The 21,799-nt window shown below is 66.4% G+C and carries 19 protein-coding genes; 14 read left to right on the top strand and 5 right to left on the bottom strand.

The genetic code is table 11. The features are described 5' to 3' along the window. Positions 1-176 precede the first annotated feature (176 nt). The 5 genes from GXY35_04035 (at position 177) to GXY35_04015 (ending at position 8,684) form a co-directional block, all read left to right on the top strand. Complete coding sequence (locus GXY35_04035; protein NLW93755.1) at positions 177-2,174, top strand: S8 family serine peptidase; 1,998 nt, start codon at positions 177-179, stop codon at positions 2,172-2,174. A 200-nt stretch (positions 2,175-2,374) separates the two neighbouring features. Then, complete coding sequence (locus GXY35_04030; protein NLW93754.1) at positions 2,375-4,333, top strand: exo-alpha-sialidase; 1,959 nt, start codon at positions 2,375-2,377, stop codon at positions 4,331-4,333. Between the two features lie 115 nt (positions 4,334-4,448). Further along, the gene (locus tag GXY35_04025) at positions 4,449-4,610 is read left to right on the top strand and encodes a hypothetical protein (protein ID NLW93753.1); all 162 of its coding nucleotides are present in this window, start codon (positions 4,449-4,451) and stop codon (positions 4,608-4,610) included. A 409-nt stretch (positions 4,611-5,019) separates the two neighbouring features. Then, positions 5,020-5,901 carry a FecR domain-containing protein gene (locus GXY35_04020; GenBank protein ID NLW93752.1) on the top strand — a complete coding sequence of 294 codons (882 nt, stop codon included), beginning with the start codon at positions 5,020-5,022 and terminating at the stop codon, positions 5,899-5,901. A 2-nt stretch (positions 5,902-5,903) separates the two neighbouring features. Beyond that, positions 5,904-8,684: a sigma 54-interacting transcriptional regulator gene (locus GXY35_04015; protein ID NLW93751.1), complete on the top strand. Its 2,781-nt coding sequence runs from the start codon at positions 5,904-5,906 to the stop codon at positions 8,682-8,684. Between the two features lie 42 nt (positions 8,685-8,726). Here the strand turns inward: GXY35_04015 and GXY35_04010 are convergent, their stop codons facing one another. Both GXY35_04010 and GXY35_04005 read right to left on the bottom strand, forming a co-directional pair. Further along, the gene (locus tag GXY35_04010; protein NLW93750.1) at positions 8,727-10,334 is read right to left on the bottom strand and encodes a tetratricopeptide repeat protein; all 1,608 of its coding nucleotides are present in this window, start codon (positions 10,332-10,334) and stop codon (positions 8,727-8,729) included. A 6-nt stretch (positions 10,335-10,340) separates the two neighbouring features. Continuing rightward, complete coding sequence (locus tag GXY35_04005) at positions 10,341-12,896, bottom strand: PQQ-binding-like beta-propeller repeat protein (GenBank protein NLW93749.1); 2,556 nt, start codon at positions 12,894-12,896, stop codon at positions 10,341-10,343. 772 nt (positions 12,897-13,668) lie between these two features. Between GXY35_04005 and GXY35_04000 the strand changes: the two genes are divergently transcribed. The 3 genes from GXY35_04000 to GXY35_03990 all read left to right on the top strand — a co-directional run bounded on the left by GXY35_04000 (position 13,669) and on the right by GXY35_03990 (position 15,502). Further along, a complete protein-coding gene (locus GXY35_04000) occupies positions 13,669-14,079 on the top strand; it encodes a hypothetical protein (protein NLW93748.1) in 411 nt (136 codons plus the stop codon). Positions 14,080-14,261: 182 nt separating this feature from the next. After that, complete coding sequence (locus tag GXY35_03995) at positions 14,262-14,627, top strand: hypothetical protein (protein NLW93747.1); 366 nt, start codon at positions 14,262-14,264, stop codon at positions 14,625-14,627. Between the two features lie 191 nt (positions 14,628-14,818). Continuing rightward, complete coding sequence (locus tag GXY35_03990) at positions 14,819-15,502, top strand: hypothetical protein (GenBank protein ID NLW93746.1); 684 nt, start codon at positions 14,819-14,821, stop codon at positions 15,500-15,502. 187 nt (positions 15,503-15,689) lie between these two features. Here the strand turns inward: GXY35_03990 and GXY35_03985 are convergent, their stop codons facing one another. The 3 genes from GXY35_03985 to GXY35_03975 all read right to left on the bottom strand — a co-directional run bounded on the left by GXY35_03985 (position 15,690) and on the right by GXY35_03975 (position 17,530). After that, a complete protein-coding gene (locus GXY35_03985) occupies positions 15,690-16,082 on the bottom strand; it encodes a septal ring lytic transglycosylase RlpA family protein (protein ID NLW93745.1) in 393 nt (130 codons plus the stop codon). A gap of 464 nt (positions 16,083-16,546) precedes the next feature. Next, positions 16,547-16,990 (bottom strand): large conductance mechanosensitive channel protein MscL, encoded by a 444-nt coding sequence (mscL, locus tag GXY35_03980; GenBank protein NLW93744.1) that lies wholly within the window; start codon positions 16,988-16,990, stop codon positions 16,547-16,549. A 99-nt stretch (positions 16,991-17,089) separates the two neighbouring features. Continuing rightward, positions 17,090-17,530 carry a hypothetical protein gene (locus GXY35_03975; protein NLW93743.1) on the bottom strand — a complete coding sequence of 147 codons (441 nt, stop codon included), beginning with the start codon at positions 17,528-17,530 and terminating at the stop codon, positions 17,090-17,092. A 295-nt stretch (positions 17,531-17,825) separates the two neighbouring features. Here GXY35_03975 and GXY35_03970 point away from each other — a divergent pair, with 295 nt between their 5' ends. The 6 genes from GXY35_03970 to GXY35_03945 all read left to right on the top strand — a co-directional run. Beyond that, positions 17,826-18,440 carry an AAA family ATPase gene (locus GXY35_03970; protein ID NLW93742.1) on the top strand — a complete coding sequence of 205 codons (615 nt, stop codon included), beginning with the start codon at positions 17,826-17,828 and terminating at the stop codon, positions 18,438-18,440. A 43-nt stretch (positions 18,441-18,483) separates the two neighbouring features. Beyond that, entirely contained in the window at positions 18,484-18,846 is a 363-nt protein-coding gene (locus tag GXY35_03965; protein NLW93741.1) for an STAS domain-containing protein, read from the top strand. Positions 18,847-18,894: 48 nt separating this feature from the next. Next, the gene (locus tag GXY35_03960; GenBank protein NLW93740.1) at positions 18,895-19,344 is read left to right on the top strand and encodes an ATP-binding protein; all 450 of its coding nucleotides are present in this window, start codon (positions 18,895-18,897) and stop codon (positions 19,342-19,344) included. Positions 19,345-19,385: 41 nt separating this feature from the next. Then, on the top strand, positions 19,386-19,811 hold the full coding sequence (locus GXY35_03955; protein ID NLW93739.1) for a hypothetical protein: 426 nt from the start codon (positions 19,386-19,388) through the stop codon (positions 19,809-19,811). A 49-nt stretch (positions 19,812-19,860) separates the two neighbouring features. Beyond that, the gene (locus GXY35_03950; GenBank protein ID NLW93738.1) at positions 19,861-20,385 is read left to right on the top strand and encodes a hypothetical protein; all 525 of its coding nucleotides are present in this window, start codon (positions 19,861-19,863) and stop codon (positions 20,383-20,385) included. 40 nt (positions 20,386-20,425) lie between these two features. Beyond that, on the top strand, positions 20,426-21,799 hold a 1,374-nt coding region (locus GXY35_03945), incomplete at its 3' end, for a hypothetical protein (GenBank protein ID NLW93737.1).

Genomic DNA, 21,799 nt, shown 5'->3' with positions numbered 1-21,799 from the left:
CCGTCGTGCCTATGGCTATCGGGACGAGGAGTACATGAAACTCAAGATCATACAAACCTGTACCCCATGGATGGGACGCTTCCAACCATGGGCCTGGGCTCACAAAATTCCGTCATGAGCCCAAAAAATGAACGATGCGGCGATAGGTGAAACGCTCTTCAGGGAGCGGCCGGCCTATGAAGCTGTATCGGCTACTGTTCTGCATACTCGCCATGGGCACTGCACGGCCGTGCGCCGCGGCGCCGCCGCCGATGCGCTTCCTCGATCGCGTCGAGGGCGACTACCTCTGCGGTATCCGGGCCGGCGCCGCCGCCGGCGAGGTCGAATCTCTTTTCGCCGGCGCCGGCTGCGCGGTGGAGGAGATCGCTCCCGGGGCAACGCTCCATAGAATCAGAACGCCGAAGGGGCTCCGGCTCGAGGAGTTCGTGTACAGGCGCCGGACGGGCGGCGCATCCCCCATCGAGTACATCGAGCCGAACTACCTCGTGAAGGCGCAGGCCGTTCCAAACGACTCCCGCTTCGGGGAACTGTACGCGCTCCTCAACCGCGGGACGGACGGGGGGGTCGAGGGCGCCGACATCAGGGCCTCCCAGGCGTGGGAGATCGCCACCGGGGGAGGGGTCGTGGTGGCGGTGATCGACAGTGGCATCGACTGTCGCCATCCGGATCTCGCGCCGAACATCTGGCGCAACGACGGCGAGATCCCTGGGAACGGCGTGGACGACGACGGGAACGGCTACATCGACGACCTCCTGGGGTGGGACTTCGCCAACGGCGATCCGGATCCCGACGATGATTACGGGCACGGGACGCACTGTGCGGGGATCATCGCCGCAGCGGGAGACAACGGCATCGGGGTCGCGGGCGTCTGCTGGAGGGCGCGTATCGTCCCGCTCAAATTCCTCGGCGCCTCGGGGTATGGGACGATCGCGGATGCCGTCGCGGCGATCCACTATGCGCGGAGGTGCGGCGCCCGGGTGATCAACGCCTCCTGGGGCGGGCCCTCCCGCTCGCGCGCCCTCGAGGAGGCGATCTTGGCCGCCCAGGCCGAGGGGATCGTCGTAATCGCCGCGGCGGGGAACGGCGGATCCGACAACGATCAAACCCGCTTCTATCCCGCAGGTTACGACTGCCCAAACCTTGTCGCGGTGGCGGCCACGGACCGACGGGATCTTCTCGCGCCGTTTTCCTGCTACGGCGGGTCGTCCGTGCACCTCGGGGCGCCGGGAGACGCGATCCTGAGCACCGTCCCCGGCGGGGGCTACGCGGTGAAGAGCGGCACCTCGATGGCGGCGCCGCACGCAGCCGGGGCCGCCGCACTGCTCCTGGCGCGCGATCCCTCCCTGGGGTGCACGGAGGTTGTTGCGGCGCTCCTCGGGGGGACGACGCCGCTGCCGTCCCTTGCCGGCAGGGTGCGTTCGGGCGGGCGCCTGAACCTTCTAAAGGTGCTCGATCCGTCGAGCGACGGTTCGCCGCCCGATCCGGTCACCGACCTGCGGGCGGCGGGGGGGGGGCCGGGAACCGTGGTGCTGAGATGGTCCGTCCCCGAGGATACCGACGGCGCGGTGGTTCGCTACCGCATTGGATGCTCGACCAATCCGCTCGACGAAACGGCCGGCTGGAACGCCGAGCGGTGGGACTATCTCAGATCCGCGGCGGCGTCCGGGGCGGAAGAGGAGTTTGCGGTGGAGGGCCTCGAGCGCGGCGTCGCGTACCATTTCGAGATCGTTGCGTATGACCGGTGCGGCAATCCGTCACCGCCGTCGAACACGGCGTCGGCGCGGACCGGATGCGAGGACCCCGCGGCGCACCGTGTTTCCTTCCTTGTCGAGGAGGAAGCCGGCTCTATCCGGCTTTTTGCGTCCTTGGAACCAGGCGCCCGATCGCCCCATCACGCCTGTGACGCCTATGTCGCGGTGTCCGTTTCCGGAGGGCCGTTGCTCTTTTTCGGGGATCGGAAGGGTCATGAAGGATCCCTGATCCCCTTCGCGAAGGGATTCGAGGTGTCCAACGGCACTGTCCTGATCGGAACGGCGCGAAAGCCCGTTCCGAAAGAGGGGTGCGATTACCGCGTCTTCGGGGTACTGGTTCCTAAGGCCGTGTCCCCCCTGGATTCCTCCCGATGGGCCAGCAATCTCGCGTGCGTCTCCTACGAGGCCCATCCGCCCCAATAGGGCGGCAAAGAATACGCATTCGCACTGCTCACTGAGTGCCAATTCCCGTCACAACGCCCCTTCAGCGGTTCATACCGGGGAACGATTTGTTCCGAATGCCTTGTTTATGAAGATATTACGGCAAACGCAGAAAACGCGGACATATCGCCCCGGCGGCACGCCGTATGCTTTCTCCCAATGCAAACCGGAAGAGAGGAGGATTGAAGATGGAGAAAGGCAGAAACGAGTCGGCGGTGGAGACGGCGCGCGGCCGGGGCAACGGAAGGTCGATTGTGCGTGGAATGGTCTGTGCGACAGTGGGCTTCTTCATATTTGCATTTCCCTTTCCGGCTTCATCGGAAGCGCCGGGCCATTGGGAGGGAGCGAGACCGCTTCTCCCGGAGGGGTACGATGCCGTCGGGAAGCCGGTGTTCGAAATGGTTCCTTCGGGGGTGGAGGCGATCGTCGCTGCCGCCAGGCATGATGCGATCTTTGTGAGAAGATTCAGGCGCGGCGTTTGGACAGATCCGATCAGCGTTACCACTTACGGTGTCAAAGACCTCAGCGATCCCGCCGTCGCCGTCAACGAGGAAGGATTCGCGCTGGTCGCGGCCAGTGGGACATTGTGGAACAGAATCCCGGTGATCATCGGCATGTACGGTACCCCCGAAGGGATATGGTCGATGCCGGAACTGCTCCATTGCTCCGAGTTCACGGAGACTCTGGAGCCGCCCGATCTGGATCTGAACGCCGCGGGGGAGGGCATGGTGGTGTTTGCGGAGCGCTCCTCGACGGAGGGGTTGCGGCTCCTCGGCAGACTTGTCATTGCGCGACGGGGCGTCTGGAATGATCCGATCCAGATATTCGACGCCTCGAGCGTATACTTCTCGCTGAACGATGCGCAGGTCGCCGTTGACGAAAACGGCGGTGCGCTGGCCATGTGGGAAGGGGCTCGGTCCGGCGATTTGGGGGAGGATCTCGCGGTGCGTCGTTATACGGACGGCGGGTGGGAAGAGCCGGTCGTGCTGAACGAGCAGCCGCAGTGGCGATTCGTCGATGGGGCCCGTCTCGCGATGAACGCACAGGGCAAGGCGGTCGTCTTGTTCGGCTTCGGGGCTGATTCCGGCGACGAGAATATCTGCGCCGCGGTGCTGTCGGGCGGAATATGGCAGAAGAGCCGGCTGACCCCTCCCGACGCGCAGGCGGTGACGCGCCCATGCGTGTCGGTCGACACTGCGGGCGGAGCGTCGGCGGCGTTCGAGGTGTTCGACGGATGGAGAAATGCCGTTTTCTTCTCAACCCTGGCGGGCGAAACGTGGACGCCGGCCGAGGAGAGGAGTCCCGGGGGGCACACCAGCATCGCGCCGGACGTCAGCCGCAATGATCGCGGAGACGCGCTTCTGGCCCTCCTGTCGTATGATTTGGGTTGCGGCATGCGTTCCCGTGCTGCATGTCGCTTCGGGGGAACGTGGCGTGACTTTGTTGCCACGGATGACAATGCATTCCAGGTCGATGCGGTGACCGTGCGGCTCGATTCAAGCGGCGAGGCGCTTCTGGTCTACGGTGCCGAGGGCCGGATCTTCGCAAACCGCTATACCCATGAGCTCATTCCCCTGACACCGATACCGACAAGGACGCCGGGAATGCTGACACCCACCCCGACACAGACAGTCGAACCGGTGGAACCGGCCGACAATACGCCCACGCCGACGCCGACGGCGGTACCGGCGAACTTCCTGGAGCTCGAGATCAGGGAGGATGCGACCGTCCTCGGCGGGACGGTGACGCTGGAGTGGGCGGCGGACCCGGATCGAATATGGGAGCTGATGGGGAGGCCGGTGGGGATCTACTTCGCGGTCGCGCGGGGGCAGGGGACGACGGACGGCCTGGCGCCGGTTGCGGAGGCGCTGTCGAACGAGCGGATGTACCTGTTCGGGACGGAGCGGGGCATTTTGGAGGCGTCGCCGCTCGACCCGTTGCACATCCCCGCGACGTGGGATGCGGTGGCGTTCCCGCTTTGGGACGGGGCGACCTCGGGCGAGATGACGTTCGGGGTGCCGGCGGATCCGTCGTTCCGTGGGGACTGGGTGTTCGAGGCGGCGTTCAGGTTCCTCGATACGGGCGAGTTCGTGAACCGCCGATACCCCGTCGAGGTGTCGAACGTTACGGAGGTTAGGTAGGTGTTTCGGGTGCCCGGTGCGCCGGGGGGCGGGGCGGCCGAGCCGCCGCAGCGACAAGTGGCGCTGGTGCGTGGCGACGCAGCGGAGAGACGATCGCATATGAGGGGGCTTGGCAATGGCGTGGTTCTTCGAGCTCTTCGTCGTAATCGTGCTTCTTTCGGCGATCGCAATGGAGGTCTATCTCCTGCTCAGATACGTGGTCGTGGCGGCCTCCCTGAGGAAGATTCTCAATAGCTCCTCCGGGGAGAACGCGAACGCGGCGCGGACAGGGAACTGAGGGAGCCGCGCACGGAGAGGGTATGCGGCATCTTCACTTCGGTCGATGGGGGAGCCCAGGACAGAGGGCCCGAACTGAACGGAAGGTGAAGCAATGCCGCGCCGCGGTGTATGCGTCTGGTGCCGTCCTGGCATCTGCACGCCCTCTTCTGACGGTCTGGTGGTCGACGTTGCTCGCGCGCAGTACGCGCCGTACTGAACACGCCGATCCCGGAACCCATCTCCCCGGGCACGGGAAGCAGAGGGGCGTGCGGCGCAACCAGGGACGGCTCGTCACGGCTCGGGATGGGAAGACGCCGCAACTCGCACGGCTGTCGGATGTTCGGCGCTTTTTAGTTTGCCAGCCGCGCGGTTGGGCACTATCATAGTGCGAGGCGTGAATCGGCCGGCGCGCAACGGGAGGACGGCGGATGATATCGAACGGATTGCCGGCAATCGCGATAGTCGTTGCGGTATGCATCTGGGGAACCCCTTCGGTCGTGCGGGCGGGAGACGAGGGGACGGTGATCGGGCTCACCGGGACCGTCACCGTATCGGCGCCCGGCGACGCCCCGCCGGCGCCGCTCAAGATCGGGGATACCGTGCCGGGCGGCGCGACCCTGGTGACGTCCGGCGCCTCGATGGCCAAGCTCGTCTTCGAGAAGGCCGTGCTCACCGTCGGGGAGAACACGGAACTGAAGCTCGAGAGGCACCGCTACGCGCGGGATACCGGCTTCTGCGAAAGCGTTATCGGCCTCGCGAGGGGAATGCTTCGTTCGCAGGTCGAACCCCAGTTGGGAACCGGTTCCACGTTCCAGGTCAAGGCGTGGAACACCATCGCCGGCGTGCGCGGCACCGATTTCACCGTTGAGACCCTCCCCGGGGAATTCACCCGGGTCTACGTGTACGAAGGATCGCTCGAACTGCGGAACATGGCCGGCCTTCTTCGGATCCTCGGGGAGCAAGAGATGGCCGAGGTACAAAAGCCCGACGGACCGATCCGTGTGGCGCCGCTGACCGCCTCGGAGATCGAGAAGACGCGCCTCCAGTTCAGCGAGGAGCGCCGAAAGAGCCCCGTTGCGCGCGGCGCCGCGGACGCGGTGCTGCCCGGCGGTTCCCGGACGGATGGATCGGCGCGACTCGCCGGCGGACGGGATGGCGTCAGCCCCCAGACGGTGGTTTCCGGCGACGGTCCGCTCAATCCGCGGAATCTCAGCGTGCCTGCCTCAGCCGCGGTCGCCGCTCCCCCGCCGGCGGCGAAACCCCCCTCGATCCGAAGCGACACATTCCAGAGAAGACCGCCTCCCGATTGACGATGAAATGGGGACTGTCGCTGAAAGGGCTGCAGATAGGCCTTTGTGTCGCGGCGGTCTCGTGTGCCCTCATCCCCTTCAAGAATCCACTCGTCGAGCAGCTCAACCTGCGTCTCCTCGACGCCAAGTTCCGCCTCCGTCCGGCGTCCGCCCCGAGCGATGCAATCGTGCTGGTCGCCATCGATAAGGAGAGCCTCGCGGGCGTCTCCCGCTGGCCATGGCCCCGCGAAACGATGGCGCGCCTCGTCGAGACGATCTCGCAGTGCCGCCCGAGGGCGATCGGCCTCGACGTGCTCTTCGCGGGGGGCGGCGCATCGGACAGCGAGGCGCTCGCCGCCGCCCTCCGGGAATCGAACCGCGCCGTCCTCTCCATCTTCTTCTATCTGGACCAGCACGAGGCGCGGCACCAGCCGCAGGCCGCGTTCGAGTCGGCCGTCGCGTCGCTCTCGGGATCGAGGGTGAACGCGGTCCTCCAGTCCGGCCCCCCCGCCGAGGTCACCCACGTCCTCCAGGCGTACGGGGTCGAGGCGAATGCGGCGCCTCTCCACGATGCCGCGCGAGGGGTCGGATTCTACAATGCGATGGCGGCCCTGGACGGCTCGATACGCCAGGTGCCCCTCCTCATCCAGGCCCAGGGGGGGTACTATCCCTCGCTGGCACTGGAGGTGCTTCGCATGCTTCCGGGGCAGGGGGTGCTGCAGCTCATACTTGACGGTCCGGAGGCGAAGGAGGTCCTCCTGGGGGATTACAGGATCTCGTGCGATTCGCAGGCGCTCTATTTCATCAACTACGCCGATCCCCGGCGGCGGTTTCCGTTGTTATCCGCCGCGCGCATCCTCGACGGCACATTCGACCGGAAGAGGATCGAGGGCAAGATCGTTCTCGTGGGCGGGACCGCCCCGGGCGCCTTCGAATCGAGGGTGAGCCCGTTCAACCCAATGACCTCCAGCATCGAGATCCAGGCGACCGTGGTCGAAAACATCCTCACCGGCTTTCATCTCGACCAGCGGATAAGGGGAGCGGGACTGACCGCCGCCTGTGTCGTGGCGTTCACCCTCCTGCTCGGCCTCCTGTTGCCGTTGGTACGGAGGACGACCGGCGAACTGGCCGTATTCCTCGGCGTCGCGGCGGCGTTCCTCGCCTGCGACTACGCCTTGTTTGTCGTCCTGCGCCGCACCATCTCCACCCTCTACCCGCTCTTCTCCATATTCGCCGGATACCTTGCCGTCACGAAGTACATCGGGTACAGGAGGGAGACCCACCAGCGCCTCCAGCGCCGCACGGCCCTCGAGCTGAGCGCGGCGCTCGGGGCCATCCTTGACCCGCCGGCGCTGTTGCCCAAAGTGCTGGACGCGTTCATGGGCATCACCGCGGCTGAGCGCGGCCTCCTGACCGTTGCGGAGGGGGCGGAGCGGCGTCCCGCCGTGGCGGCGGGACGCGGATTGGACGAGGCGCAGTGGGAGAGTCCCGCCTTTGCGTTCGCGCGCGAAATGGCCGGTCGAAGCGCGGCCTCGGGCTCGATCATCGCCATCCCCTCGGTGCCGCGTGCGCTGCGCAAGGCCCGCGTGCGCGGCGCGGCCGCCCCCACTCGGTACCTGCTCTGCATCCCGCTCAAGGGGAAAGGCGCGCCGCTGGGAATGATCTATGTCGACAGCGGCTCCGTCCCCCCCCCCTTCGGTTTCGACGTGGATGTGCTTGCCTCGCTCGCGCGGCAGGTCGCGACCTCGATGGAGAACGCATTCCTCTACGCACGGGTGCGGGAGCACGAGGAGGCGCTCGCGAGCGAGAACGTCTATTTGAAGATCGAGCGGCAGGCCGCGTGGGGTGGATCCTCGCTCATCGGGGAGAGCAAGGCCATGCAGGCGGTGTACGCCCTCATCGAGAAGACCGCGGGATCGACCATCTCGGTGCTTATCGAGGGGGAGACCGGCACCGGCAAGGAGCTTATCGCGCGCTCGATCCACGCGCTGAGTACCCGGCGCGCCCAGCTCTTCGTGGCGCAGAACTGCAGCGCGCTCCCCGAGTCGCTCCTGGAGAGCGAGCTGTTCGGCCATGTCCGCGGGGCGTTCACCGGGGCGGCCCAGGACAAGAAGGGCCTCCTCGAACTCGCCCACGGCGGGACCGTCTTCCTCGACGAGGTCGCGGACATGTCCGCCGGGCTCCAGGCGAAGCTGCTCCGCGTCCTGCAGGAGGGATCGCTGCGTCCCGTCGGGGGGGTCGAGGAGCGGAGGGTGGATCTCAGGATCATCTCCGCGACGAACAAGAACCTGGAGGAGGAGGTCGCGGCCGGGCGGTTCCGGGAGGACCTCTTCTACCGGCTCAACGCCATCGTCATCCATGTACCGCCTCTCCGGCAGCGCGAGGGGGATCTGGATCTGCTTGTCCCCCACCTCATCGAGCGGTTCTCCCGCAAGCTCGACAAGCGGGTGCAGGGGATCAGCCGGGAGGCGATGGTCTGCCTGCGCAACTACCCGTTCCCCGGGAACATCCGGGAGCTCGAGAACGAGATCGAGCGGGCCGTGCTTTTGGCGCCCGAGGGGGGGACGATCGAATCCCGGTCCCTCTCCGAGAAGATCACCGGCCTGCCCCGCGGCGAGTTCCCGGCTGAGGTGTCGGCGGCCCCCGGCGTGAATCTGAAGGAGGCCATCGCCCTCGTGCAGAGGACGTGGATCGTCAGGGCGCTGACCGACTCGGGGGGGAACAAGAGCAGGGCGGCCGAGGAGCTCGGCGTCAGCAGGAGGGGGCTGGACGAGATGATCCGGCGGCTCGACATCCGGATCTGACGCATCCCCTCTTCCACGCGCGTGCATCCCGGGACGCGGCCGTCAGAAATACAGATCCAGGATCATCGAGTAGATACCCCTCCGGTACTCGTAGAGCGGTACGTCGGACCTGTTTCTCGTGAAGCCGTAGTTGAAGACGATATCGACCCCCTCGCGGAGCGTCCTGCGGAGCTCCGCGTTGAGCAGCAGACACCGGTCGCGGCGGCCGTCCGCGCCGCGCGTGAAGTCGTTGAAACGGTACTCCGCGGAGCAGTCGGCGCTCAGGCGCCATGGGAGGGGGCAGTAGAACTCCCCGACGATTGAGCAGCCGTGGTAGTAGAAGTCGTCCCCGCGCGCGTTGTTGTTGCGGTAGCCGACCGCGGTTCGCCAGAACGCCTGCCGCGCCGCGCCGAGGAACAGGAACTGCTCGAGCGTGATGATGCTCGCGGGGGAGGTGTCCCAGTCGTCCTCGGGAGAGGAGAACGGGAGCAGGTAATCGTCGAAGGCGCACTCGTACAGGACCCGGTAGAGACTGTGCGCGGTGCGGGGGAGCTCGGCGCCGGCGAAGATGCGGTTGCCGCGGAGATACCCCTGCTTGCAGTCGTCGAGGAAGTAGTACGCGAATTCGTACCCCGCGAAAGGGGTGAGGAGCGGATGCCGGTAGCGGATGAAGCCGTCCGCGACGTTGCCGTTCAAGTTGAAATTTCCGAGCCGGTTGTGTACCGACTGGATGAAATTGTAGCGGGTGATCAGGTCGAACCCGTCCCTCGAGAAGGGGACGGCGTCGAGCTCGAAGGTAGTCAGAAACCGCCAGTCGCCCTGTTGCGTGGCGCCGGGAAGCGGGGCGTCGTCCGGCATGAGGATGACATTGTCGTCGTACTCGTATCTGGTCGAGAGGCGCCCCCACCAGTTCTTCTCCTTCTCGACGGCGCCCCGCAGCGCCTCGGCCTCCTGCGCGGCGGCGCGGCCGATCTCGGAGAGGGGGAAACCCTCCTGGATCAGGGAGTATTCGTCCAGGGCCTTCCGCGTTTCCCCCGCCCTGGAGAGGTAGCGCCCGCGGCAGTAGCGGGCGCGGGCCCAGTAGTCGGGCCGTTCCGGCGCCACCCTCCCGAGCAGTTCCACGGCGCGCCCATGGTCCCCCTGCTCCCCCGCGAGGATACCGCGGAGGAGGAGGATCGCGTCACGCTCCCCCCGGCCGGGCCGACGCGCCTCGAGTTCGTCGATCACCGTTCCGGCCTCGCGCCATCGTTGCGTCCGGATCAGGGCGGTCGCGTACTCCTCCCCGCCGGGGAAGAAGTCGGGGGCGGCCCGGTGCAGTGCGCCCAACACCTCGCAGGCCGCTTCAGCGTCGCCCGCGCCTGAGAGGGACAGGCCGAGATAGTACTGCGCGTCGCGGTCGACCGGACTTCGATCCGTCAGCGTGCGGAAGAGTGCGACCGCCTCGCCGTAGCGGCCGGCGTCGTACGCGGAGAGGCCGCGGGAGAAGCGGATGGCGCGGGAGGTGTCCCCGTTATCCGCCTCCGCCGCGGGCAGGATCATGGCGAGGAGGCACGCGATGAGGGCGGCGGAGGGGCATCGCCACGCGCGCGCAGGGCTGTCGAACAGGCGGGGATATCCTGGGGGGCCGTGCGCGGCCGAGGATGTCCGCCAGTCGTGTCGGGGCATGCCCATGCGGTCTCAGCGTATGCGGAATCGGTTGGAGTACACGACCTGTTCCGCGTCATCGGTTGCCGCGCGGACGAGGGCGCCGATGAAACGGTACTCCCCCTGCGGGGCGTCAAGGGGGACAGGAAAGGAGAGCGTCCCTCCTCCGCCGGTCGACATGTCGAGCCACCTCCCGACACGTTCAAGGGGGCGGATATCGACCGGCATGGGAACGACCTCGAGCCGGAACAGGTTCCAGCTGAACGCGTGGATGCTCCCGTCCGGCAGGACCACGCCGAGGAGCGCGTCCGCCGGCGCGTCGGAGAGGCCCGGTTCGAGCCTGTACGACAGGGCGACCGTGCCCCCGCGGGAGGCGGTCGGTTCCGCCACACAGAGTGTCGCTCCGGCCCCCGGCGGCGGGCAGCCGCACGGCCAGTCGTCCGCCCGCGCCGGACCGGCGACGTCGATCTGCGACGGGTACGCGCCCACGGCGATCCGGCGGACGACGGCGAGATTCTCCCGGTCCAGGACCGCCACGATCCCCTGGCCTCCGCACGCCGGCTCCGATGAGGCTGAGTTCACCACGTAGAGCAGGCGACCGTCGCGGCTCGCCGCGATGCCGTTGGGACCGCACATCCCTCCCGCAAAGGCCACCACGCGGCGCGAGGATGGGTTAAGGACGGTGACGCGGTCGTCGTTGTAGTTCGTGGCGTACCCAAGCCCCCCACAGGAGAGGATCTGCCATGCGTTATCCGAGGCGACGGAACGCGGGGGGGAATCCCAGGAAAGGACGGAGAGGGGCGTGCGCCGCGTTGCGTCCTCGCCGTAGTTCGCGATGTACAGTTCGTCGCCGATGCGCGCCATCCCCACCGGCCAGTCCAGGCCGCGGATCCGCCCGAGTTCGGTCCACTCGTCCGTGTCGATCACGGAGATATCGTTGGAGTTCCTGTTGCTCACGAAAAGCACCCGCTCCTCCGGAAGCTCCACGATCCCGTAACTGGGGCGCTCGCCCACGGGGATCTCGCGCTCGACGGAGTCGGACTCCCTGCCGATGACCGCAAGGAGACCCGTTTCCCCCTCCGCCCCGCAGGTGACGTAGACGTGCCGGCCGTCCGCGCTCTCCTTGACGCCGCGAGGATCGAGCGGGACCGGAACGGTCGCGATGGGCGCGCGGGCTCCGGTGTGCACGATGGAGACCGTGCGATCGTCCTCGTTGGCGACGTAGATCCGCTGCCGGTCAGCCGTGATCTCGACCCCCTGGGGACGGCGTCCCACCGGGATCGTATCGATGACGCCGTGCGTGTCGCAGCGGATGAAGGAGATCGTGTCGCCCGGCTCGGCGGGCGCCGGGAGGCCGGCGTTGCTCACGACGGCGAAGGCGTACTCCGGGGGCCCCGCGAAGACGTAGAGGGTGTTATCAGACGACCCCGCGTGCACCCTGCCGTCCGAGCCTATCGCCGGGGACGACATCACCGCACCCGCCGTCCGGTAGCTCCAGGTAAGGGAGCCGTCCGGAGCGATGGCGTAGACGGCGCCTGGTGGTTGCCCGATTTCGACATACGAAGAACCGTTTTCGACATACGAATACGAAGAACCGATGTAGACCGACCCGCACAGGTCCAGCGCAGGGGATGAGAAGAGCATCTCTCCGGTGATGTAGCTCCACCGCAGCGCGCCGTCGGATTCGAGGCGGTAGATCGTGTTGTCCAGGGAGCCGCCGTAGTACAGGCCCCCGTCCGTTCCAAGCGCCGGGGAGGAATCGATGCCGTATGTGTGCGCGTAGGACCAGGCAAACGTACCGGAGGCCTCAAAACAGAAAAGCGCCCCCCCATCGAATATCGGTCCGCCGTGTTCCCCCAGAATCACACGTCCGTTCAGGTCGACCGCCGCGGAAGAGACGATCTTGCCGCTCCCGGAGTAACTCCACGCCAGTGCGCCCCGCGGGCCGATCGCGTACAGGATCTTGTCTGTGCCTCCCGCGTAGACCGTTCCATCGGCGCCGCACGACGGAGAACTCACCGTGTAGTCCCCCGTTGCGTAGCTCCACTCCAGTGAACCCGCGGCGTTCAGGGCGAAGATGCCTGTTGCGCTCCCGATGCGGATCCCCCCCGCCGGCGTGAGGAGGGGGGAGGAGAGGAAGAGTTTTTCATCCGCTCCGGGTTGCCAAAGCGCATAGCTCCACACCAGATCGCCGGAAGAGGATACCGCGTAGAGGGTTCCGTCGCGCGACGCGATTAGCGCCCTCCCGTCGGCGTCGAGCGCGGGGGAGGAGGATATGCTGTCGCCGGTTCGGTAGCTCCACGCGAGCGTGCCGGATGCGGAAAGGTTGTAGATCCTGTGGTCGGAGGAACCGATGCAGATACGCCCCGCGTCGTCGACCGCCGGGGACGAGATGATCAGATCCCCGGTCCGGTAGCTCCAGACGAGAAAACCCTGGGACGGCCCGTTGACCATGGTGTGGCCCGTGCGTGACGGGTTCCGTCTGAACATCGGCCAGGACGCGGATGCAGCGAGCGCTCGATCATCCGGGGAAAGGAAGGCCACCGAGAGGCATAACGCATGGATGGAGAGGACACCGATGCCGTGCATGGAGAGGGCCTCCTGGTTGTCCGAAATCAGTATACCACACCCTGAAGAAGGAGGAGCGGGGTGCTTTCGTGAGAGGTGCGGCTTCGGAAATCGGCGCAGGTGGACGACGGGCACGGGCGTAACCGCGCATGGCCGGCGGTGGCACGCGGGTATCTGAAACAGTCGTACGGACGACGCTGTCGACGCCGGCTTTTCGCGCCCGGCCAATTATGCGCGGCGGGAATCGGTCTTCTCAGGGGAAAGGCAATAAGGAAGTCATGCCGAATGACCGGTTGCCGCCTTCCGGTAACGGCATGGCGTGTATTCGCGATATGGAGCTTATCGTTTGAAGCGATTGCGCATCATCGGCGGTAACTAAGTTCCCATCAGGAGCCACCTTCCAAATCCGAACGGCGATGCGCGGCCGGCATCTATTCGCAATCTATAGCGGGAGAGGATGTTAAGGGCATATTGGCCTGCCGATTCTATGTCGACGCCTTGGCATGGAAGGTGCTAATACTCCAAATGGGTGAAGTACTGTGCATTCCGGCGACGGTACTAAATTGGGAGGAGGGTATTGTGTGTATTCCTCCGTTTCGGGATACGACGCGCAGATTCGAAAAGGAGCGCGTGAAAGGAACGACTTCAGGAACGCCGACGAGCTCATGAGACGCGTGACGGAGTCGCGCGTTGAATCGACGCAGGATGCGTTCATTTCGTCCCTCTTCGCGGCTGCACGGAAAACGCCAGGCGCGAAAAAGCGGGAGACGGCGGCGGGGCGGAGGGCGGGGAGATGAGACAGGAGAAGGCGATGTGCGTCGCCGGGGCGGAGGCGGCGGACACAGCCGCGGTCGTCGGAGAGAGGCGCAGACATATTCGGTGCAATCTCTATCTCCCGATCAGGGTATGGAGAGAGGATGCCGTTTCGGCGTCGCACGGCGAGTCGACCTGCACGGTGAACGTGAGCGCGGGGGGGCTCTATTTCCTCGCCTGCCGGGAGTACCCCGTGGGCTCCCTGCTGCATGTCGAGTTTGACGGATCGAGATCGGGCGGGGGATTCGGTCCCGGGCCGGGGTGTCGTTACCGTGTGAAGGTCGTGCACAGGAGCGATTTCATCGGGCCGAGCAAGGGCGGGGAGCGCGAGGTGCGTCGCGGTGTAGGGGGGGCGATCGAGGGGGGGGGCAGTGTCGGTATGCCTGAATGATGCGCGGTTGACGGTTGAGCACGGAATGCCGGGAACGGTCCCGGCTGTGTGCCGTGCGCGAACGCACAGCCGGATAGCTGGAGGAGAGAGGGGCGTCATGACTGAATGGGCGAGGGGGATCGCGTTGATACTGAGCGTGGCCGCCGTGACGGCGGGGGGGGGCCGCCGGCGCGTCGCACACGATTCTGCGCAGCTTCGCGGGCGCGACAGGCGACGGGGAGGGGCCCGGGCACGGCCTGGTATCCGACGGGAGTACGCTCTACGGGACGACGGCCGAAGGCGGCGCGCAGGGGAAGGGGACGATCTTTTCCATCCGAACAGACGGCGGGGATTTCACGCTTCTGCACGAGTCCGCGGGCGCGGATGGGGAGTATCCCTGGGGACCCCTGATACTGAACGGCGATGCGCTCCACGGGGTGACGGGGCTGGGCGGAGCGAGCGACAAGGGGACGGTATACTCATTCAGTCGTGCTCCGGAACCCACGCCCACGCCGGTGCGAATCGATTTTCAGCCGGCCGAGTACCCTCCGCTGCCCGCCCGTGGGTGATCGACATCGGCGACACGTTCGGCGGCGCATGGCCCTGGGGGGGGATTCTCACGTTGCGGGGAAAACGGTAGCGCCCGTGCGTGCGGCGGCGTGCGGCGGAACGCACAAGAAAGGAGGCAGCCGGCAGAACAGTCAAGCGTTACTCGTGAAACCGTGCGGAACGGAGAAACAACAAGGTCCGGGAGGTTGAGATGAAATACGGATGCATGATTGCGGCGATTGCGGTGCTGGCGTTGGCGGCGGGCGGGGTGGAGGCGGATCCCGGGAGCGGGCCCTACGTCATTCCGAATTTCAGGTATCTGAACGAGGTAGCTCCTCGTGCCCTTGAGGCCTACGAGGAGACCGGGGAGTGGATCGAGATCTTTAATCCACACGGGTATCCGTTTGATATCTCGGAGCTCGGGATCTACGACAACAACACATTCGATCAGGCGCTGGAGGATTACCCGTACGATCCGTTTGTCCCCGGGATGATCATTCCGCCACATGGTTTTGCCATCGTGATGGATATGAAGGAAGAGGGAGAGTACATCGAGGGGAAGACGTACGACGCGGTGTGTGACTATATATATGCCCACTCGATGCAGAACAAGGTGATATTCCTGTGCCCGGCGGACGATGCGATCGGCGACGGGTTGCACAACCGCGAGGACCAGCTCGGCGTCGTGGGGGATGCCTACGTGATTCGGCCGGACGGCGATGTGCGCGTTGCGGTGGCGTCGAAGGTGGCGTGGAATCTGGGAACGTCCATGCCGGACTATCAATCATGGCAGTTTGTCGGCACCTGGTATAGATTGCCATGGACACCCGGCTGGTACAACCATCGGGACCCCCTCGCAAAGGATACGACCGTGTCGCCGGTATTGTCGAAGTAGAACGGCGCATTCGGTATCTTCCAGGGGAAGGGGGGATTCTGGGTTCCCGGGCGGTATGCGCGCCGTGGCCATCCCTCGGGACCGATCGCCGCAGGCAGCGGCCCCCGTGCGGCGTGGCGCCGCGGCATGCGTCTCGGAGGGGATGGGGAGGCCCTTGGCGGGGCGGGCGCGCCGGCAGGGGAGGCGTCTAGAGCCGGCAGATTTGGATCGGGATGAGGCCGTCGCCGGGATCGGCGATCTGGAGAAAGGCGGCCTTCGTCAGGTCGATGATGCGCCCCTTCCGGACCAGCCGCTTGGCGGGACCCCGGTCGTTGACGCGCACGATCACCGACTTGCCGTTCTGGAGGTTGGTCACCCGGAGCATCGTGTTGAACGGCAGATGCCATGCCGCGCAGGTGTGCTTCTTGTCGGAGAATCTCTCCATGTTGGCGGTGGTCTTTCGGATGCCGCGATCCGAACGCGAATACCACGAAGCTATCCCCACGGAGGAGTGCCCCCCGTTCGCGAGGGTCTGCGTGGCGTCCGCGGCGGTATGGTGAAGCGCCGCGAAAAGGATGATGGCGGCCGCAAGGTATCTCATCGCGTTGTATCTCCTCGAACGAATACGTGTGCCCGGCAAACCGAAGGTAAAAGCTCAATAAGGCGAAACCGCAGGGCCCCCGGAACCGGTGGCCTGGAAGGTGCTTCCTTCTACCCGGTGTTGTGATGCCACGATCCAGCGCTTCAAGGATCGTCAGTAAAGAGTAGCATATCCGATGGAAGAGTCCAGTGCAAAATCCGAAATCTTTGCAAAACATACCATAATATGTATAACATTATGCTTATGAGCATATATTTGTTTTGCATGTGTTAATCCAAAGTATTAAAATATATTATATTGTATATATCAATTCAACTCGAACGTATAGACGCTATCGGCATTCCATCGTGAAATCTGAATGAAACGAAGCGCCCGGCGGGAAATCCCGCCGGGCGCTTGTGTGTTGCTCACTACGCGGTTACCGCGCGTTCACTGCCGTGGGCAGGCGCGCGCCATCGCGGAGGTCAGGAAAGAGCGCTTCCGCACCATTTGCATTTTCTCGCGGACGCGAGAACCGTCTCCCCGCATTCCCGGCACGTCTTGGTGGCGGGGCCGGCAGGCGCGGGCTTCTCCTTCAGGAGCGCCTTCGTGATCATGAAGACGACGAACGAGATGATGACGAAATCGATGATGTTGTTGATGAAGACGCCGTACCCCAGCGCGGCCCCCGCCTCCTTCGCCTTGGCGTAGTTCTCGAACGCGACGCTCGGGGTGAGGTTGATGTAGAGGTTCGAGAAGTCGATGCCGCCGGTGACCCGGCCGATGACCGGCATCAGGACGTCGTTGACCAGGGAGCCCACGAGTTTCCCGATCGCGGCACCGATGATGACGCCGATGGCGAGCGCGAGGGCGTTGCTCTTGACCAGGAACGCCTTGAACTCTTCGAAGACCTTCACCTTGACCGCCATTATCGCCTCCTTTCGTTCGCCGTATGCGGGCGGCTGCCAACGAAACGGGGGAGGACGCCTGCTAAGCGCCCTCCCCCGCGAACTCCTTCCCTACGCCGGTTACTTGTTCTCGCCGCCGGGGAGCATGCCCTTCATCTTGTCGAGCATCCCCTTGCCCTCGGCCTCGGTGGCGGGCTTGTCGGAACAGGAGATGGCGCTCTTGGCCTTGTCCAACAGCCCCTCGCCTTCCTTCTTCTCGCCGGAGACGGCGCTCTTGGCCTTGTCCAGCAGCCCCTCGCCTTCCTTCTTCTCGCCGGAGACGGCGCTCTTGGCCTTGTCCAGGAGCCCCTCGCCTTCCTTCTTCTCGCTGCCGGAGAGCATGCCCTTCATCTTATCGAGCATCCCCTCTCCCTCTTTCTTGGCCGCCGCCTCGTCGGAGCCGCCGGGGACGATATTCTTGATCGCTCCCATGACGCCTTCCGTCTTCTGCTCCTGAGCGCCCGCCAGCCCCATCGAAATCACGAGGGCCGCGAGGGCCACAACCGCAACCATGACGCGCATAACATCAACCTCCCGCCGTACAGCCATTCAGGACGTCGCTCCTTCCCGCACTACGCGGTGGAGATGTCCAGTTTCAAAAAGCTACCATAACGATCGGGAGAAAGCAAGAGAATAATTCCTAGATGGGAATATGGATCGGCCCCCCCCGGCAACTCGGAACCGCCCATGCCGCCGGCCTTCCAGTCCATCCGGCGGGGCGTACCCTGTCCGAAATCCGGCCCTGCCGGAAAAGCGCCTGACAACCCGCCCTCGCCGCCCGCGCCGCGTGCTATAATCAGTTACAAAGGGGGATCTGATGCACAAGATCGGCGTCATCGGCACGTTCGGCGTGGGGAAGACCACCTTCATACACCGGCTGTTCAGCGAGCTCAAGTACCGGGCGTTCCAGGTGGAGATGGTGCCCGAGCTCTCGCGCCTGTGTCCGTACGACATCAACGAGAGCGGCGCCGTGACGCGCGGGCAGTACTGGATCCTGAAGGAACAGATCCAGCTCGAGCTCGAGCACGCGGAGCGGATGCCCGATTTCCTCCTCTGCGACCGCTGCGTCTTCGACAACACCATCTTCGCCCTGCGCGGCGCCGAGCGCGGGTACGTGGACGCCGGCGTCGCCGCCCTGATCCGCGACGTCGCCGCGAACTGGCAGAGGACCTACTCCCTGCTCGTCCGCATCCGGCTGGACGATTGCCTCCGGCTGAGCAGGAACCGCGGGATGGAGGACGGGGTGCGCTCGACCAACGAGGAGTTCCAGCTCGATATCGAGCGCCGCATCAGGGCCGCGTGGGCCGATTTCCGCGGAGACAAGATCGAGGTGGGGGGGAATCTGCCGCAGCGCCTGGAGCAGACGATGGAGTGGCTGCGGAGGCGGATCGACGACGACCGCCTCCGCAGCCAGGAGTTGCCGGCGCTCTGACGACGGGGCGCGGCGCAACCGGCGAATGGCACGGGGGGTGCGTATGCCGCTGACGGTGAACGTGGTCAGGAGGGAGTACGGTGTGTCGATCGTGTCGCCGTGCGGGGAGATCGACACGGTCACCGCGCCCGTCTTGGAGAAGGAGATGGAGACCGTCATCGCGGGGTCCCCTCGGATCCTCATCCTCGACATGAGCGGCGTGGACTATATCAGCAGCGCGGGGCTGAGCGTGCTGATACGGGCGCGGAAGGTCATGAAGGGGGGGAAGGCGGAACTGCTGATCGTGAACCTCAGGCCGAGGGTGCGGAGGGTCTTCGAGATCGTCAACGCCCTCCCGCGGGAGCAGATCTTCGAGAGCACGGAGGAGATGGACCGGTATCTCGCCGCGATTCAGCGGGAGCCGTAGAACGCCGCGGCGGGCGGCGCCGGGCGGACGCGTCGGGGAGGGGCGGGGGTGAAACGCGAGCTTGTGCTCAAAAACGACGCCGCCGAGCTGGTCCGCCTCGCCGCGGAGGTCACGCTGTTCGGCGAGGAGGCGGGACTGGGGGAGGAGGCGGTTCACGACCTGCGTCTCGCGCTCGAGGAGGCGGTCTCCAACATCGTCCGCTACGCCTATCGCGACCGGGACGAGCATCTGGTCCGCGTCCGACTCGCGCGGGAAGGCCGCGGCCTTTCCGTCGAGGTGGCGGACGACGGCGTCCCCTTCAACCCCCTCTGCGTGCCGCCCCCCGACATCTCCCGCCCCCTCGGCGAGCGGGAGCCGGGCGGGATGGGGATCTACCTCGTCCGGCACTCGATGGACTCGATCGAGTACCGGCGCGACGGGGAGACCAACCTGCTGACGATGACGAAGGATCTCGGCCCCGCTGAAGAGGGGCGCGGGCAGGGGCCCCCGCCTCGTTGACGGGGCGCCGCGCGGGGTGTAGAATATGGGCGGAGGTGAAGATGCGGGCGGCATGGTGTGTCGCGGCCGCGATCGTATCCGTCTGCATGGCCCGCGGGATCTCCCGGGGACAGGGGCTCGATCAGGCGTCCGGCGGCTGGTACCCGGACCAGTCCATCGACCAGGAGAGCCCGGCGCCGCCGACGAGGCGGCCGCTCCGGCCGATCCCCGGCTATCCGCAGGGCGGGGCCCTGCCGTTCGGCGGGACGTACAGCGGCGCCCCGGGGACCTATCCGCAGCAGCCGGACGGCGGGTACCCGACGAGCCGCACCTACTACGACTACTCGCCGACCGCCCCGCGCCCCGACTCGTACGGAAGGATGCGCAGCGGCGGGCTCGACATCGACCGGCGCGGGGATCAGATAGGCGCCGATTGGTACCGGAACATGCCCGCCCCGAACTACGACTACCGGGGGCGGCGTTACTGAACCCGCCGCTTCGGCGCCGGGCCGGGGCCGCGCCTCCCGGGGTGGTGCCATGACGATGCCGTTCAGGTTCCTCTTCCCGCCGCTGGCGGCGCTCGCCGTCGCCGGGATGGCGGGCTGCGCCGATTTCGCGAACACGCGCAACTTCGCGGCCGTGGGAACGCTGGTGGGCGCGGGGGCGGGGGTGGCTCTCGGCGCCGCGACCGGGCACGTCGCCGAGGGGGTGATGCTCGGGGCCGGCGCCGGGACGCTGGTGGGCGGGATGGCCGGGAGCCATTTCGAGAACGTCGGCAGGAAGAAGGCGGAGAAGGCCCTCCTCCAGGGGGTCGAGCAGGATATGCTGACCGGCAGGACCAAGCCGGCCGCGGCGGGTCCGGGCCGCTGGGAGGTCGCGAAGAAGAGCCGGTGGGTCGACACCTCGCGGAAGAAGCGCGTCTGGGTCGAGGAGAAGGTCGTCGACGGCACGATCGTCGAGGCGCACTTCGAGGAGCGGCTCATCCCCTCCGGGCACTGGATGGAGGAGGAGGAGAAGGTCTGGGTGGAGGAAGCGCCGCCCCAAGCCGCCCTGAACCCTTGAACCCGCGCGACGAAGTTCCGACCTTTCCTCGTGCGATCCGATGAAGATGGTGCGCCCCGCAACCCCGAAGCATCCGGCGCCGAACGCCTCGCCCGAGGCGATGATCGAGGAGCGCCTCGAGCGCGTCCGCGCGCGCGCAAACCTCCTGCGGGCGGAGCGCGCCTTGTTCGACTGCCTCGCCGCCCTCCTCGCCGCGTTCTTCGCCGGGTTCATCCTCGGGCGCCTCTTCCCCGGTGCTCGTTTCGTCCCCGCTGTCCTTGCCCTGCTGACCGTCGCATTCGCGGCGATGAGGATCGCCGCGGCGGCGCGGCGCTGGACCGGCAGGGACGCGGCCGCGGCCCTGATCGACGGCGAGATGAACCTGAAGCAGCGCCTCGTCACCTTCAGGGAATACGCGGCGTTGCGGGACAGGCCCCGCCTTTTCGACCGTCTGGCCGAGGATATCGCCCAAGAGCTCGGACCCGAGAGGATACGCTCGATCCTGCCGCACCGCACGCCCCCGTCCGCCTACATCGCCCTCGCCATCGCCATGGCGTTTCTGCTCCACGCCTCCCTGACGCTGACAGGCGTCATCGCGCCCGCCCCGAGGGATGAAACGGAGGAGCGGGAGCGCCCCGCCGGCGGAGAGATCGAGGAGGACGAGGAGTCCGTTCCCACCCCGACCCCGACCCCGGAAGCCGCCGCTGCGGAAGCCCAAAAGCCGGAGGCCCCCGCCTACGCCGAGCAGCAGGAGATGGCCCGGATGCGGCAGGAACTCCGCCAGATGATGCAGGGGATCTCGAGACAGATCGAACAGATGGAGCGGGGGCGGCGCCAGGGGGCGGAGGGCGGGGAGAAGGCGTCCGGCGACGGCACCGGCGGGGCGGCGCAGAACGATGCCTCCGGGGATGCAAGCGGGGAGGGGAAGAAGGGTGAGGGGGGCGCCGCGGGCGGCGGCAGGGACGCGGCCGAAGGGAAGGAGCCGGCGTCGACGGACAGTTCCAAAGGCGCCGGCGCGGGGAAGAAGGACGACGGTGCCGGCCACGAGGGAGACGAGGCGGGCGGCACGAAGAACCCGCTTCAGGATCTCGGACTTCAGGCCGGTGATCGTTCGCCGGGCGGAGGCGCGGCGGAAGGTCTTCCGGCATCCGGCGGCGGGGAGATGAAAGAGGGGGGGGACGCCAAAGGCGGCGGCGCCGGTTCGAAGGGGGCTAAAAGCGGCGCCTCCGGTTCGGCGGGAGCGGAGGAGAAGGAGTCGGGCGCCGCGGGCACGAAGAAGGGAGATGCCGGCTCGGGTCAGGCGGGAGAGGAGACGGCGGGCGGGAAAGGCGTGGAGAAGGGCGCCGCGAAAGGTGAAGGGCCCGGCGGGAAGGGGAAGGAGACGGCGGGCGCAGAGGAGAAGGAGTCGGGCGCCACGGGCACGAAGAAGGGGGAT

It is taken from the genome of Chlamydiota bacterium (genome assembly GCA_012729785.1).
Taxonomy (GTDB): domain Bacteria; phylum Auribacterota; class Tritonobacteria; order UBA1439; family UBA1439; genus UBA1439.
The sequence above is the reverse complement of the archived record's forward strand: the minus strand, read 5'-3'. Positions and strand labels throughout refer to the sequence as shown.

Bases quoted from the DNA above. Each gene is read 5' to 3' on its own strand.
- GXY35_03970 (NLW93742.1), top strand. From the start codon at position 17,826: ATGCACAAGATCGGCGTCATCGGCACGTTCGGCGTGGGGAAGACCACC.
- GXY35_03955 (NLW93739.1), top strand. From the start codon at position 19,386: ATGCGGGCGGCATGGTGTGTCGCGGCCGCGATCGTATCCGTCTGCATG.
- GXY35_04015 (NLW93751.1), top strand. From the start codon at position 5,904: ATGAAATGGGGACTGTCGCTGAAAGGGCTGCAGATAGGCCTTTGTGTC.
- GXY35_04000 (NLW93748.1), top strand. From the start codon at position 13,669: ATGAGACAGGAGAAGGCGATGTGCGTCGCCGGGGCGGAGGCGGCGGAC.
- GXY35_03990 (NLW93746.1), top strand. From the start codon at position 14,819: ATGAAATACGGATGCATGATTGCGGCGATTGCGGTGCTGGCGTTGGCG.
- GXY35_04020 (NLW93752.1), top strand. From the start codon at position 5,020: ATGATATCGAACGGATTGCCGGCAATCGCGATAGTCGTTGCGGTATGC.
- GXY35_04035 (NLW93755.1), top strand. From the start codon at position 177: ATGAAGCTGTATCGGCTACTGTTCTGCATACTCGCCATGGGCACTGCA.
- GXY35_03985 (NLW93745.1), bottom strand. From the start codon at position 16,082: ATGAGATACCTTGCGGCCGCCATCATCCTTTTCGCGGCGCTTCACCAT.
- GXY35_03975 (NLW93743.1), bottom strand. From the start codon at position 17,530: ATGCGCGTCATGGTTGCGGTTGTGGCCCTCGCGGCCCTCGTGATTTCG.
- GXY35_03965 (NLW93741.1), top strand. From the start codon at position 18,484: ATGCCGCTGACGGTGAACGTGGTCAGGAGGGAGTACGGTGTGTCGATC.
- GXY35_04025 (NLW93753.1), top strand. From the start codon at position 4,449: ATGGCGTGGTTCTTCGAGCTCTTCGTCGTAATCGTGCTTCTTTCGGCG.
- mscL (NLW93744.1), bottom strand. From the start codon at position 16,990: ATGGCGGTCAAGGTGAAGGTCTTCGAAGAGTTCAAGGCGTTCCTGGTC.
- GXY35_03950 (NLW93738.1), top strand. From the start codon at position 19,861: ATGACGATGCCGTTCAGGTTCCTCTTCCCGCCGCTGGCGGCGCTCGCC.
- GXY35_04010 (NLW93750.1), bottom strand. From the start codon at position 10,334: ATGGGCATGCCCCGACACGACTGGCGGACATCCTCGGCCGCGCACGGC.
- GXY35_04005 (NLW93749.1), bottom strand. From the start codon at position 12,896: ATGCACGGCATCGGTGTCCTCTCCATCCATGCGTTATGCCTCTCGGTG.